This is a genomic window from Mycobacterium sp. IDUB_3, from assembly GCF_055419585.1.
In genome coordinates, this window is record NZ_JBVAXZ010000001.1 from 2,013,104 (window position 1) to 2,026,329 (window position 13,226).

Sequence of the window (13,226 nt, forward strand, 5' to 3'; positions counted from 1 at the left end):
CTCCCGTCACTTCATCCAATAAGCCGTGCCGCACAGCGTCCGTGCTCTACGGTCGTCGAATGGGGGTCCGGGACGCCGTCATGGCGGGTATTGCTAAGCAGCTCGGTCATCCAAGTGGTGTGCGCGGGCGCCTGGTTGGTGCGGCGCTCAATCGGGGCAACCGGCGCTTGGTGAGCGCCGCCGCGCGGGCGCTGCAACCCGATAAAGCATCGGCGGTGGCCGATGTCGGATTCGGTGGCGCAGTGGGGCTGAAATTCCTGCTTGACAGTGTCGGTCCGTCCGGCAGAGTTCATGGTGTCGAGGTGTCGGAGACGATGCTCAGCCAGGCCGCAGGGCGCTACCGCCGCGACATCGCAAGCGGGCGGCTGTCTTTGCATTCCGGGTCCATGACACAGCTGCCCTTTCCCGATGGCGCATTGGACGGCGCCATTACCGTCAACACCATCTACTTCGTCGCGGAGATTGACCGAGCGTTCACAGAGCTTGCCAGGGTGATAAACAGCCAGGGCCGACTCGTCATCGGACTGGCCGACCCCGATGTGATGGCAAAACTGCCCTTCACGGAACACGGCTTTCACCTCCGTCCGGTGCCGCACGTGATCGACGTGTTACGCAGCACCGGCCTCACAGTCGAACACCGTCAGATCGGTGAGGACGCCAACGCACCGCACCTGCTGATCGCCCACGCCGTCGCGTGAACGTCGCGAACGAGTGCGGGACTTCGATCGACGCCGACTTTCGGCTTAGACGTTGAACCGGAACTCGACCACGTCACCGTCGGCCATGACATAGTCCTTGCCCTCCATGCGCACCTTGCCGGCCGCCTTCGCCGCCGCCATCGATCCCGCGGTAATCAGGTCGTCGTAGGAGACGATCTCGGCCTTGATGAAGCCCTTTTCGAAGTCGGTGTGAATCACCCCGGCGGCCTTGGGCGCGGTGTCGCCCTGGTGAATCACCCACGCGCGCGCCTCTTTTGGGCCCGCCGTCAGATAGGTTTGCAGCTTGAGGGTGTGAAAACCGGCCCGCGCCAATGCATCTAGCCCTCGTTCGGTCTGCCCGATGGACTCGAGCAGCTCGGCGGCGGACTCGTCGTCCAGCTCCTGCAATTCGGCCTCGATCTTCGCGTCGAGGAACACCGCGTCGGCGGGTGCGACCATCGCGCACAGCTCGGCCTTGCGGGCGTCGTCGGTGAGCACGGACTCGTCGGCGTTGAACACATACAAAAACGGCTTGGTGGTCATCAGGTTCAGCTCGCGCAGCAGTGCGGTGTCGACACCGGCCGCGAAGAGCGTCTTGCCCGAGTTCAGCACGGCCTCCGCGGCCACAGCCGCCTCGTGCACGGGCTTGCGGTCCTTGTTGTTGCGGGCTTCCTTCTCCAGCCGCGGTACGGCCTTCTCCAGCGTCTGCATGTCGGCGAGGATCAACTCGGTCTCGATCACCTCGATGTCGGACGCCGGATCGACCTTGCCGTCGACATGCACGACGTCGTCGTCGGCGAACACCCGCACCACCTGGCAGATCGCGTCACATTCGCGGATGTTGGCCAGGAACTTGTTGCCCAGCCCGGCGCCCTCGGACGCGCCCTTCACGATTCCGGCGATGTCGACGAACGTCACCGGCGCCGGCACTATCTTCTCGGAATCGAACATCTCGGCCAGCTTGTCCAGCCGGGGATCGGGCAGCGGAACGACGCCCTCGTTGGGCTCGATCGTCGCGAACGGATAGTTGGCCGCCACGACGTTGTTCCGGGTCAGCGCGTTGAACAAGGTCGACTTGCCGACGTTGGGCAAACCCACGATTCCGAGGCTCAGGCTCACGGGGAACCAAGTCTAGGGGTGTGGGCGGCGACGGGCGCCGGGGACCGTTGATCACCGCCGATACTGCACGCCGGCATGGCACGCGCAGGATCGCAACGAGGTATTTACGGGCCTTTCGGCCCATTCCCGGTACGGTCTACATGTGTCAGCACAGCGGGCAAGTTCGACGGTGGAGGGTGCTCACCGTTCGATCCACCCAAATATCCCAGGTGTCCCCTGGTACGCGGCCCTGCTTATCGCCGTCACGGCGACTGCCATCGGCTACGGAATCGACGCTGGTCACAAGGAACTGACCCACGTCTTCGCCGGCTTCTATATAGCCGGCTGCGTGGCGGCGGTGCTGGCGGTGCGCCAGGACGGCATCTTCACCACCATCATCCAGCCGCCGCTGATCCTGTTCGGCGCGGTCCCGGGCGCCTACTGGCTGTTCCACGACGCCAAGGTCGGTCGCCTCAAAGACCTCCTGATCAACTGCGGTTACCCGCTGATCGAGCGCTTCCCGCTGATGCTGGGGACCGCCGGCGGCGTGCTGGCCATCGGGCTGGCCCGCTGGTATTTCGGAAACGCTTACAAGACAAGCGCACCGGTGAACGCCTCCGGGGACGCTGCCGGGGTCCCCGGCGTCGACGTCAAGTCCTTCTTCAACGGCATCGTCGCCAAGGCGCAGTCCGTGCTGCAGTCCGATACCGACGCGGACGACGCAGACGACACCACCGACTCCCGCCACGGGCGCAGGCCGGGCTCGTCGTCCAGGACCCGCCGCACGACGCGCAGCACCCGTTCCGCCACGCGATCGGCGCGCACCCGCTCCCGGCACTCACGAGAGCCCCTGGCCGATGGGTCGGAACCGGTCGAGCGGTCCGAGCGTCCGAGGCGCAGCAGCACGCGTCGCAGCGCGGCGACGGCCCGCGACTACGACGCCGCCGAGCCGGCCCGGCGACCCCGGCGTCGGCCGCGGCCGGACGCCGACCCCGATCCGCGTGGCCAATCGCCCCGGGACGCCCGTCGCGAGCCGCGCACCCCTCGCAACCCGTACGAGCGGCCCACCCCGCGGAGCAGCCGTTTCGACGGCTTCGAGTCCTACGGCGACAGATACGAACCGCCGAGCGGCCCGACTTCCGGAGGGCGGTATGGGAGCCGCTACGAAACCCGCGAGCCCTACGAGCCGTCCTATGAACCGAGACGCCGGCGGCCCCCGTCAAACGGCTCCAACGGAACGCATCACCCCATCTCGCAGGTGCGCTACCGCGGCGCCGGTTCGCAAGACCCGCCGCGCGAGCCGCACACCGAGCGCCGCAGCCGTTCGAGGACACCGGGACGCTCGCCGGCGGAATCGTGGGAGTACGACGTCTAGCGGCGATCGCAAGCTCAGCGAACTGACCGGATCTCCCGCGGCAGCGCGAACACCAGGGTCTCCTGCGCGGTCGTGACCGGCTGCACCACGTTGAAGCCGCACTCGGCCAGCCGCGCCAGCACGCCTTCCACCAGGACTTCGGGAACCGACGCCCCCGAGGTGACGCCCACCGTGGTCACGCCCTCCAGCCACGCCGGGTCGATGTCGTCGGCCCAGTCGACGAGGTGCGCGGCGGCGGCCCCGCCGCCCAGCGCGACCTCGACCAGCCGCACCGAATTCGACGAGTTGCGGGACCCGACGACGATCACCAGCTCACACTCCGGCGCCATCGCCTTGACCGCGACCTGCCGATTCTGGGTCGCGTAGCAGATGTCGTCGCTGGGCGGGTCCTGCAGCTTCGGGAAGCGCTGCCGCAGCTGCTCGACGATCTCCATGGTCTCGTCGACCGACAGCGTGGTCTGCGAGAGCCACACCACCTTGTTCTCGTCGCGCACCGTCACGTTGTCCACTGCGGCGACCCCGTCGACCAACTGCACGTGGTCGGGCGCCTCCCCGGCGGTCCCGACGACCTCCTCGTGGCCCTCGTGGCCGATCAGCAGGATGTCGTAGTCGTTGCGGGCGAACCGCCTGGCCTCGTTGTGCACCTTGGTCACCAGGGGGCAGGTGGCGTCGATGGTGTGCAGGTTGCGGTCGGCGGCCGCGGCGTGCACCGTGGGCGCGACGCCGTGGGCGGAGAACACCACGATGGCGCCTTCGGGAACCTCGTCGGTCTCCTCGACGAACACCGCCCCGGCCTTTTCCAGGGTGGTGACGACGTGCCGGTTGTGCACGATCTCGTGGCGCACGTAGACCGGTGGGCCGTGCTTTTCCAGTGCGCGTTCCACGGTTTCCACGGCCCTGTCCACCCCCGCGCAATACCCGCGCGGCTCGGCCAGGAGCACTCGCTTACGGACTGGGTCGCTGGCTACCGATCGCACCGCGCCGGGAATCCCCATGTCGATAGTCGGCGGCATGACGTCCAGGGTACTTACTGCCGACACGGGCTTGCCAGCTCGCGCCGGTGGGCTTGGAGTTAGCCGCCGCTTAGGGCAATCTTGGACCCATGGGCACTGCACCGTATGGCGTTCGGCTGCTGGTCGGCGCGGCAACAGTCGCTGTCGAAGAGACCATCAGGCTGCCGAAAACCATCCTGATGTACCCGATGACACTGGCCAGCCAGGCTGCGCACATCGTGATGCGCTTTCAGCAGAACCTCGCCGAGCTGGCGATCAAGGGCGACAGCACCCTCGAATCGATCTTTCCGCCCCGCGATGAGAAGCCGGAATGGGCGACCTTCGACGAGGACCTGAACGACGCGATCGACGGCGGCTACAGCCCCGTGCCGGACGGCGGTGAGGGCGAGCGCCGGGCCGAGGGCCGGTTCGCGCTGTACTCGGTTGCCGACGCGCACGAAGACGCCAGCGCCCTGACCAAGCCCGCCCGGCAATCCAAGAAGCCGGCCGCCAACGCCTCGGTTCCGCAACCGGCGGTGGTCACCGAGCTGGACTACGCGGCGCTGACGCTGGCGCAGCTGCGGGCCCGCCTGCAATCGCTGAGCGTGGATGAACTCGAAGCCCTGCTGGCCTACGAGCAGGCCACCAAGGGCCGAGCACCGTTCCAGACGCTGCTCGCCAACAGGATCACCCGCGCGAACGCGAAGTGACACCGGCCGTTACCTCCGAACCCAACTCCGCCGAGAACCCCTTTCCGGTGCGCGCGGTGGCCATCCGGGTCGCCGGCTGGATCGACAAGCTGGGCACCGTCTGGGTCGAGGGCCAGCTCGCCCAGATCTCGATGCGGCAGGATTCCAAAACCGTGTTCATGGTGCTGCGCGACCCGGCCGCCGACATGTCCCTGAGCGTGACGTGCCCGCGCGATCTGGTGCTGAACGCGCCGGTGAAGCTGGCCGAAGGCACGCAGGTGGTGGTGCGCGGCAAGCCGTCTTTCTATACGGGCCGGGGCACATTCTCGTTGCGGCTCACCGAGATTCGCGCCGTCGGGGTGGGCGAGCTGCTGGCCCGCATCGAGCGGCTGCGCAGGCTGCTGGACGCCGAGGGGCTTTTCGATCCTCGGCTCAAACGACCAATCCCCTTCTTGCCCAACATGATCGGCTTAATCACCGGCCGGGCCAGCGCCGCCGAACGCGACGTGACTACCGTGGCGGGCGCCCGCTGGCCCGGGGCGCGCTTCGCGGTGCGCAACACCGCGGTCCAGGGACCCAACGCGGTCGCCCAGATCGTCGAGGCGCTGGGCGAACTCGACCGCGATGCCGAGGTGGACGTCATCGTGCTCGCCCGCGGCGGCGGCAGCGTGGAAGACCTGCTGCCGTTCTCCGACGAGACGCTGTGCCGCGCCATCGCGGCGTGCCGCACCCCGGTGATCAGTGCGGTCGGCCACGAGCCCGACAATCCGCTGTGCGACCTGGTCGCCGATCTACGCGCGGCCACTCCCACCGACGCGGCGAAGAAGGTGGTACCCGATACCGCCGCCGAGCAACGGCTGATCGACGACCTGCGCCGGCGCAGCGCGCAGGCGCTGCGCAACTGGGTGTCCCGCGAGCAGCGGGCGCTGGCCCAGATACGCAGCCGCCCGGTGCTGGCCGAGCCGCTGGCGGCGCTGACCGCACGCGCCGAGGAGGTGCACCGTGCCCGGTCGGCGATTCGCCGCGACATCACCCGGCTGACCGCCACCGAGAGCGAGCGCGTCGGCCACCTGAGCGCGCGGCTGGCGACGTTGGGGCCGGCGGCCACGCTGGCCCGCGGGTACGCCGTCGTGCAAGCCCTCGGGCCGACGAACCGGGTGCTCCGCTCGGTCGACGACGCGCCGGCGGGCACGCGGCTGCGGGTGCGGGTGGCCGACGGCGCCGTGGCCGCGGTGAGCGAGGGGCGGACCGATGGCCCGTAAAAACCACGACGGAGACGACTCCACCACCCCAAAAGAGGACGAATCCATTACACCTATTAGTCAGCTGGCTTACGAAGCGTGCCGGGACGAATTGATCGAAGTCGTCCGCGTGCTGGAGCAGGGTGGCTTGGACCTGGATGAGTCGCTGAAATTATGGGAAAGAGGCGAACAACTCGCTAAACGCTGCGAAGAGCACTTAGCTGGCGCTCGGAAGAGAATCGAAGATGCGCTCGCGGCGGGCGAGGCCGAGGACGCCTGAACACGCGGATACTGGAGCGCTTTGTTGAAAACTTCTTTCCAAACTGGAACACGTTTCAGTTATGCTCTCGACCATGGGTGATGCATCACTGACGGCCGAACTGGGCCGTGTCCTGGTCACCGGGGGGTCCGGATTCGTCGGCGCCAACCTGGTAACCACGTTGCTCGACCGAGGGCATCAGGTCCGCTCCTTCGACCGTGCGCCCTCACCGCTGCCGCCACACCCGCAGCTGGAGGTGCTGCAGGGCGATATCACCGACACGGCCGTGTGCGCGCGGGCGGTCGACGGCATCGACACCGTCTTCCACACCGCGGCGATCATCGACCTGATGGGCGGCGCGTCGGTGACCGACGAGTACCGGCAGCGCAGCTTCGGGGTCAACGTCGGGGGCACCGAGAACCTGGTCCGCGCCGGGCAGGCCGCCGGGGTGCAGCGCTTCGTCTACACCTCGTCCAACAGCGTCGTCATGGGCGGCCAGAACATCGCCGGCGGCGACGAGACGCTGCCCTACACCCACCGGTTCAACGACCTGTACACCGAGACGAAGGTGATCGCCGAGCGATTCGTGTTGGGCCAGAACGGGGTTGACGGCCTGTTGACGTGTGCGATTCGGCCCAGCGGCATCTGGGGCCGTGGTGATCAGACGATGTTCCGCAAGCTGTTCGAAAGCGTGATCGCCGGCCACGTCAAAGTACTGATCGGGCGCAAATCGGCTCGGCTGGATAACTCTTACGTGCACAACCTGATTCACGGTTTCATCCTGGCGGCCGAGCACCTGATGCCCGGCGGCACCGCGCCCGGGCAGGCGTACTTCATCAACGACGCCGAGCCGATCAACATGTTCGAGTTCGCCAGGCCGGTCGTCGAGGCCTGCGGGGAGAAGTGGCCCCGGGTCCGGCTGAACGGCCCCGTCGTGCGCGCGGCGATGACGGGTTGGCAGCGGCTGCATTTCCGGTTCGGAATACCGGCGCCGCTGCTCGAGCCGCTCGCCGTCGAGCGGCTCTACCTGGACAACTTCTTCTCGATCGACAAGGCGTCGCGCGATCTCGGGTATCAGCCCCTGTTCAACACCGAGCAGGCGCTGAGGGAATGTCTGTCGTACTACGTCGACATGTTCGACCAAATGAAGCGACAAGCCTTGGCGAGCAAGGCATCCGCCTAGCGGAAGCTCACCATCTCGCTGCCCCACGCCGCGCGGATGTTGGCATCGACGTCGTGCGCGACTGCGTCGCTGCGGCCGATGATCAGGCAGGAGCGGTCATCCTGGGCATACGGCGTCCACTCCGGCTCGCCGGCGGGACCCGCGGGCGTGCCGTGCGCGGCGAAGTTGATCCATCGGGCGCGCACCCGCTTGGATACCGCCTTGGCGGTTTTGGTGCCACCGAGTTTCAGGGTGGGATCCTTGGGCGCACCGAGAGTGCCCCAGACATAAGGCAATTCGGTGGCATGCGCGGCGTTGACCATCAGCAGCTTCAGCAACGGGGTGGCGTAATCGAACCGGTACAGGTAGACCGGCGCCACCCGGCTGTGGCCCTCGGCGAGCCACACCGACGGCATCCGGAAGCCGACGTCGGTCGCGATGCTCAAACTCCGTGCCTTGCGCCGCATTCGCGCATACGCCGAGCCGATCACTTCTTCGGTGGGCAACTGCAGATCGGGTTGTTCGGCGGCGATCTGGTTGAACATCGACGTGATCGCGCTCGGAGTGATCGGCATCAGCGGCGAGCGCATCAACCGAAACAACGCCGCCTCATGCTTGTTGGTGCCGATGATCAGCGGGACGGGATGCGAGCGGCCCTCCTGCGCCAGCTTGACCGGATAGTCGCTCAGCACGTCGCCGTCGACGATCGGGACGAACGCCAGCCTTCCCGGGTTGCGCACCGGCACCTCGTCGAACACCTGTTGCGACGCGGCCAGGATCGCCGCCATGGGCAGGTCGAGGAGCTTTTGTGATTCCGATGGGGCGACTCCCAGCCGGTCGAGAAAGGCCTGGGCTACCAGGGCGGCCCGCTCGCGGTCGTAAACCGAAGTGGCCGGGGAACTTTGCGCGATCGCCGCGCCGAACAGACCCTCGGCCGCCGGGCTGGCCAGCAGCGTGGTGACGATCCCGGCCCCGGCGGACTCGCCGAACAGCGTGACCCGCCGCGGGTCGCCACCGAAGGCCGCGATGTTGTCGCGCACCCACTCCAGCGCCGCCAGCACGTCGCGCAAGCCGACGTTCGAGTCGAAATGCCGCCTCCCGCGATCGAACGATGACAGGTCGAGAAAGCCCAGCGCCCCGAGCCGATAGTTGACGGTCACCACGACGACATCGCCGTGGCTGACCAACCTGCGGCCGTCATAGAGCGTCTGGCTGCTCGACCCCAGGACATAGGCGCCGCCGTGCAGCCAGACCATCACCGGCTTGGCGTCACCGGGCCGGGTGTCAGAAGACGCCCAGACGTTGAGCCGCAAGCAGTCTTCGCCCTGTGGCGCACCCAGATCCAATGGCATGTTGGGAAATACGGGTTGCGGGCACGCCGGCCCGAATGCGGTGGCATCGGCGACCTCGGTACTGCGCGGGGGCGGTTGGGGCGCCCGGAAACGCAGCTGGCCAGTGGGGGCCGCCGCGTATCGAATGCCCTTCCACGCCTTGAGACTGTCCTCTGCGGTGCCCCGGATCGGGCCGCAGTTGGTTTCGACCACCAAGTCGTCGATTGTCATGCGCGTGCGAAATCTCCTGGAGAACCTAGAAAAGGCGTTGCTTGAGGAACTCGACCACTCGCTTACGCGCCTCGTAGGCGGGATGGCCGTCGACTTCGCGGACCTCGTCGGTGATCACCGAGTGCGCCATCTTGCCGAAGCCGTGCTGATTGTTTGGGCCCGAGTCGATGTCGATCACCTCGAAGGCGTCACCGAGGCGCTCCTTGAGCGTCACGAACCGCTCGGCCGGGGCCGTCTTGTCTTCGCTGAACCGCAGGCCCATGGCGCACAGCCCGTCATTGGCGCACCGGTCGGCCACGGTGGCCAGCTCGGATTCGCTCAGGCCCGGGTCTCGGCGCCGCGCGGCGCCCAACGGGAACGGGACCGACGGCTGCGAAAGCACCGGCGCCAGCACGCTGTCGTCGACCGCGGCGGCCAGCGCGAACCCGCCGGTGAAGCACTGGCCGATCACGCCGACGCCCTTGCCCGGCGTCGACGCGTTGAGATCACGGGCCAGGGCACGCAGGAACTGCGCCACCGGCCGCTGCTTGTTCAGTGCCAGCGCCGCGAATTCCCGTGCCACACAAGCCCGGCCGATGGCGCTGATGATGTAGCCGGCCGTCTTGGCCTTGCCCGGCTCGCCGAATAGTGACGGCATGACGACGGTGAAGCCGTTGTCCATCAGGTGATTACCCAGCGCCAGCACGCCGGGATGGATGCCGGGGAGCTCGGGAATCAGCACCACCCCCGGGCCACTGCCCTTGCGATAAACGTCGTGCGTGTAGCCGCCACCGCTGAACGGCGCCACCGACCATCCGGAAAGATCGGCCTCTGGTGCAGTCACGCGAGTCCCTTCTAGCGGGTCGGCAAAGGCGGTTGCGATTGCGTCGCCGACGCCAGCGTACGGAACTGATCGGTGTTTCCGGCGCCGGTTATCGCAATTTGAGTGGCTCCGCCCGGCCCGCTGAGCCGCGTCGTCCATACCGGCTCTGCGCCCGCGCCGTCCTGGCCGGAACTCTGATAGACCACCCAGCTGGTTCCGGAGACGTCGACCGCCCCGGTCGGGAAGGCCGACGGATGAATCGAGTTGACGAGCTTGTCCTCGTCGGCGTCGCTCTGGGTCAGGCTCAGATACATCCCGGTTGGACTGATGTAGCCGACGACCGAGATGGGGGCGTTCACCCGCTGCCCGCTGGCGGGGTCGGTCCGACCCCCCTGGATACCACCGCGGTGGCCGGAGTTGGCCTGCCAGCCGGCGGGCAGCCAAGGTTGGCGGATGGGAAAGCCGAGCGCGGAAGCGTCTGCATGCAGCGCCGCACCCGCGTCGTAGGACGGGACGGGGCCCTGGTGGTTGCCTAGCTGGAACGAGCACATGCCCAGCATCCCGGCCAGCACGACGCACCCGATGACCAGCGGAATCAGGGACCAGAACATGTCCCTGCCGTCCTGCAACAGCCGGGGCTTCGCCGGCCTGGGCGCCGGTCCAGCCTGCGGAGACGGCGCGCCGGCTACGTTCCCATCAAGCTGGGCATTCAGCGGCGGCTCCTCCGTCATCCCCCAAGTATCCCAGTTCCAGCGGAGCGATCTGCTTCTGGGACAATTCCAACCATGACAGTTGAGGGCGACCGCTCGACCGCCACCACCGGCCGGGCCCCAGCGCAGGGCCGACCGCGCGGTGAGGCTCCGGACCGCAACCTGGCTTTGGAACTGGTACGCGTCACCGAGGCCGGCGCCATGGCCGCAGGTCGCTGGGTCGGCCGCGGCGACAAAGAGGGCGGCGACGGGGCGGCCGTCGACGCGATGCGTGAGCTGGTCAACACGGTGTCGATGCGCGGTGTCGTCGTCATCGGCGAGGGTGAGAAGGACCACGCGCCGATGCTCTACAACGGCGAGGAGGTCGGCAACGGCGACGGCGCGGAGTGCGACTTCGCGGTCGACCCGATCGACGGCACCACGCTGATGAGCAAGGGCATGCCCAACGCCATCTCCGTGCTGGCGGTGGCCGACCGCGGCGCGATGTTCGACCCGTCCGCGGTGTTCTACATGAACAAGATCGCCGTCGGGCCCGAGGCCGCGCACGTGCTCGACATCACCGCCCCGATCGCCGAGAACATCAAGGCCGTCGCCAAGGTCAAGGCGCTGTCGGTGCGAGACATGACCGTGTGCATCCTGGACCGGCCGAGGCATGCCCAGCTGATCCACGACGTCCGGGCGACCGGCGCCCGCATCCGGCTGATCACCGACGGTGACGTTGCCGGCGCCATCTCGGCCTGCCGGCCGCACTCGGGCACCGACATGCTGGCCGGGATCGGAGGCACGCCGGAGGGCATCATCGCGGCCGCCGCGATCCGCTGCATGGGCGGCGCGATCCAGGCGCAGCTGGCACCCACGGACGACGAGGAACGCCAGAAGGCCGCCGACGCCGGCTACGACCTCGATCGCGTGCTGACCACCGAGGACCTGGTCTCCGGTGAGAACGTGTTCTTCTGCGCCACCGGGGTCACCAACGGCGACCTGCTCAAGGGCGTGCAGTACTACCCGGGCGGCTGCACCACGCAGTCGATCGTGATGCGGTCGAAGTCGGGAACCGTCCGGATGATCGAGGCCTACCACCGGCTTTCGAAACTCAACGAGTACTCCGCCATCGACTTCACCGGCGATAGCTCCGCCGCCTATCCCCTGCCCTGACACCACCGATCGAAGAACGAGGAAGCCGCTTTATGGGCGCTGAAAACGTCGAAGACACCGAGTACCGCATCGAGCACGACACCATGGGCGAGGTGCGCGTGCCCGCAAAAGCGTTGTGGCGCGCGCAAACTCAGCGTGCGGTCGAGAACTTCCCGATTTCGGGCCGCGGCCTGGAACGCACCCAGATCCGCGCGTTGGGCTTGCTGAAGGGCGCCTGCGCGCAGGTCAACAAGGACCTCGGGTTACTGGCACCGGAGAAGGCCGACGCGATCATCGCCGCGGCGGCTGAGATCGCTGACGGCCAGCACGACGACCAGTTCCCCATCGACGTCTTCCAGACCGGTTCGGGCACCAGCTCCAACATGAACACCAACGAGGTGATCGCCAGCATCGCGGCGGCCAACGGTGTGACTGTGCACCCCAACGACGACGTCAACATGTCGCAGTCGTCGAACGACACCTTCCCCACCGCAACGCATATCGCGGCCACCGAGGCGGCCGTGCGTCATCTGATCCCCGCCCTCGAGGTGCTGCACGCCGCCCTGGCCGGCAAGGCCCGCGAGTGGCACACCGTGGTCAAGTCCGGCCGCACCCACCTGATGGACGCCGTCCCGGTGACGCTCGGTCAGGAATTCGGCGGATACGCCCGGCAGATCGAGGCGGGCATCGAGCGGGTGCGCGCGACGCTGCCCCGGCTGGGCGAGCTGGCCATCGGCGGCACCGCGGTCGGTACCGGCCTGAACGCCCCCGACGGCTTCGGCGCCAAGGTGGTCGAGACGTTGGTCGCCTCCACCGGCTTGAGCGAATTGCGCACGGCGGCAAACTCATTCGAGGCGCAGGCGGCGCGCGACGGGCTGGTCGAGGCTTCCGGCGCACTGCGCACCATCGCGGTGTCGCTGACCAAGATCGCCAACGACGTGCGCTGGATGGGGTCGGGCCCGCTGACCGGCCTGGCCGAGATTCAGCTGCCCGACCTGCAGCCGGGTAGCTCGATCATGCCGGGCAAGGTCAATCCCGTTCTGCCCGAGGCGGTCACGCAGGTCGCCGCGCAGGTGATCGGCAACGACGCCGCGGTCGCGTGGGGCGGTGGGAACGGCGCGTTCGAACTCAACGTCTACATCCCGATGATGGCCCGCAACATCCTCGAGTCCTTCAAGCTGCTGACCAACGTGTCGAAACTGTTCGCCGAGCGCTGCATCACCGGCCTGGCCGCCAATGTGGAGCACCTGCGCGAGCTGGCCGAATCGTCGCCGTCCATCGTGACACCGCTGAACTCGGCGATCGGCTACGAGGAGGCCGCCGCGGTGGCCAAGCAAGCGCTCAAGGAGCGCAAGACGATTCGTCAGACCGTGATCGATCGCGGGCTGATCGGCGACAAGTTGTCGATCGACGAACTCGACCGGCGGCTCGACGTGCTGGCGATGGCCAAGGTCAAGCCGGAAGACTGAGCCGGCCGTCCGGGGGTGACGGCGGTGGTCGACGA

General features: G+C 67.6%; 13 protein-coding genes. 8 read left to right on the forward strand and 5 right to left on the reverse strand.

What is annotated here, in order from left to right; translation table 11 throughout:
- Window positions 1-59 precede the first annotated feature (59 nt).
- Window positions 60-698, forward strand: coding sequence for a methyltransferase domain-containing protein (locus ACZYVJ_RS08785; protein WP_463830652.1), 639 nt, complete (start codon window positions 60-62; stop codon window positions 696-698).
- Between the two features lie 45 nt (window positions 699-743).
- Here the strand turns inward: ACZYVJ_RS08785 and ychF are convergent, their stop codons facing one another.
- Window positions 744-1,817, reverse strand: a complete 1,074-nt coding sequence (ychF, locus tag ACZYVJ_RS08790) for a redox-regulated ATPase YchF (RefSeq protein ID WP_463830653.1) — start codon at window positions 1,815-1,817, stop codon at window positions 744-746.
- Window positions 1,818-1,959: 142 nt separating this feature from the next.
- On the opposite strand from ychF, the gene ACZYVJ_RS08795 reads away from it, so the two are divergent.
- Window positions 1,960-3,171: a DUF6542 domain-containing protein gene (locus ACZYVJ_RS08795; protein WP_463830654.1), complete on the forward strand. Its 1,212-nt coding sequence runs from the start codon at window positions 1,960-1,962 to the stop codon at window positions 3,169-3,171.
- 14 nt (window positions 3,172-3,185) lie between these two features.
- Here the strand turns inward: ACZYVJ_RS08795 and ACZYVJ_RS08800 are convergent, their stop codons facing one another.
- Window positions 3,186-4,184 carry a 4-hydroxy-3-methylbut-2-enyl diphosphate reductase gene (locus ACZYVJ_RS08800; RefSeq protein WP_463830655.1) on the reverse strand — a complete coding sequence of 333 codons (999 nt, stop codon included), beginning with the start codon at window positions 4,182-4,184 and terminating at the stop codon, window positions 3,186-3,188.
- Between the two features lie 89 nt (window positions 4,185-4,273).
- Between ACZYVJ_RS08800 and ACZYVJ_RS08805 the strand changes: the two genes are divergently transcribed.
- From ACZYVJ_RS08805 to ACZYVJ_RS08820, 4 genes are all read left to right on the forward strand, one after another.
- Window positions 4,274-4,873 carry a lipid droplet-associated protein gene (locus ACZYVJ_RS08805; protein WP_463830656.1) on the forward strand — a complete coding sequence of 200 codons (600 nt, stop codon included), beginning with the start codon at window positions 4,274-4,276 and terminating at the stop codon, window positions 4,871-4,873.
- The gene (gene xseA / locus ACZYVJ_RS08810) at window positions 4,870-6,114 is read left to right on the forward strand and encodes an exodeoxyribonuclease VII large subunit (RefSeq protein ID WP_463830657.1); all 1,245 of its coding nucleotides are present in this window, start codon (window positions 4,870-4,872) and stop codon (window positions 6,112-6,114) included. Before ACZYVJ_RS08805 ends, xseA begins: the two co-directional genes overlap by 4 nt.
- A complete protein-coding gene (locus ACZYVJ_RS08815; protein WP_463830658.1) occupies window positions 6,104-6,373 on the forward strand; it encodes an exodeoxyribonuclease VII small subunit in 270 nt (89 codons plus the stop codon). Before xseA ends, ACZYVJ_RS08815 begins: the two co-directional genes overlap by 11 nt.
- A 61-nt stretch (window positions 6,374-6,434) precedes the next feature.
- Window positions 6,435-7,535 carry a 3-beta-hydroxysteroid dehydrogenase gene (locus ACZYVJ_RS08820; protein WP_463830659.1) on the forward strand — a complete coding sequence of 367 codons (1,101 nt, stop codon included), beginning with the start codon at window positions 6,435-6,437 and terminating at the stop codon, window positions 7,533-7,535.
- On the opposite strand, the gene ACZYVJ_RS08825 is transcribed toward ACZYVJ_RS08820, so the two are convergent.
- The 3 genes from ACZYVJ_RS08825 to ACZYVJ_RS08835 are packed head-to-tail and all read right to left on the reverse strand — an operon-like array spanning window position 7,532 to window position 10,609.
- Window positions 7,532-9,076: a carboxylesterase/lipase family protein gene (locus ACZYVJ_RS08825; RefSeq protein WP_463830660.1), complete on the reverse strand. Its 1,545-nt coding sequence runs from the start codon at window positions 9,074-9,076 to the stop codon at window positions 7,532-7,534. The two genes, ACZYVJ_RS08820 and ACZYVJ_RS08825, sit on opposite strands and share 4 nt — an antisense overlap.
- 25 nt (window positions 9,077-9,101) lie before the next feature.
- Complete coding sequence (locus ACZYVJ_RS08830) at window positions 9,102-9,899, reverse strand: dienelactone hydrolase family protein (RefSeq protein ID WP_463830661.1); 798 nt, start codon at window positions 9,897-9,899, stop codon at window positions 9,102-9,104.
- Between the two features lie 11 nt (window positions 9,900-9,910).
- Entirely contained in the window at window positions 9,911-10,609 is a 699-nt protein-coding gene (locus tag ACZYVJ_RS08835) for a DUF4245 domain-containing protein (RefSeq protein WP_463830662.1), read from the reverse strand.
- A 54-nt stretch (window positions 10,610-10,663) separates the two neighbouring features.
- Here ACZYVJ_RS08835 and glpX point away from each other — a divergent pair, with 54 nt between their 5' ends.
- Together glpX and ACZYVJ_RS08845 are read left to right on the forward strand one after the other, a co-directional pair.
- On the forward strand, window positions 10,664-11,743 hold the full coding sequence (glpX, locus tag ACZYVJ_RS08840; protein WP_463830664.1) for a class II fructose-bisphosphatase: 1,080 nt from the start codon (window positions 10,664-10,666) through the stop codon (window positions 11,741-11,743).
- A gap of 32 nt (window positions 11,744-11,775) precedes the next feature.
- The gene (locus ACZYVJ_RS08845; RefSeq protein ID WP_463830665.1) at window positions 11,776-13,191 is read left to right on the forward strand and encodes a class II fumarate hydratase; all 1,416 of its coding nucleotides are present in this window, start codon (window positions 11,776-11,778) and stop codon (window positions 13,189-13,191) included.
- Window positions 13,192-13,226 lie beyond the last annotated feature (35 nt).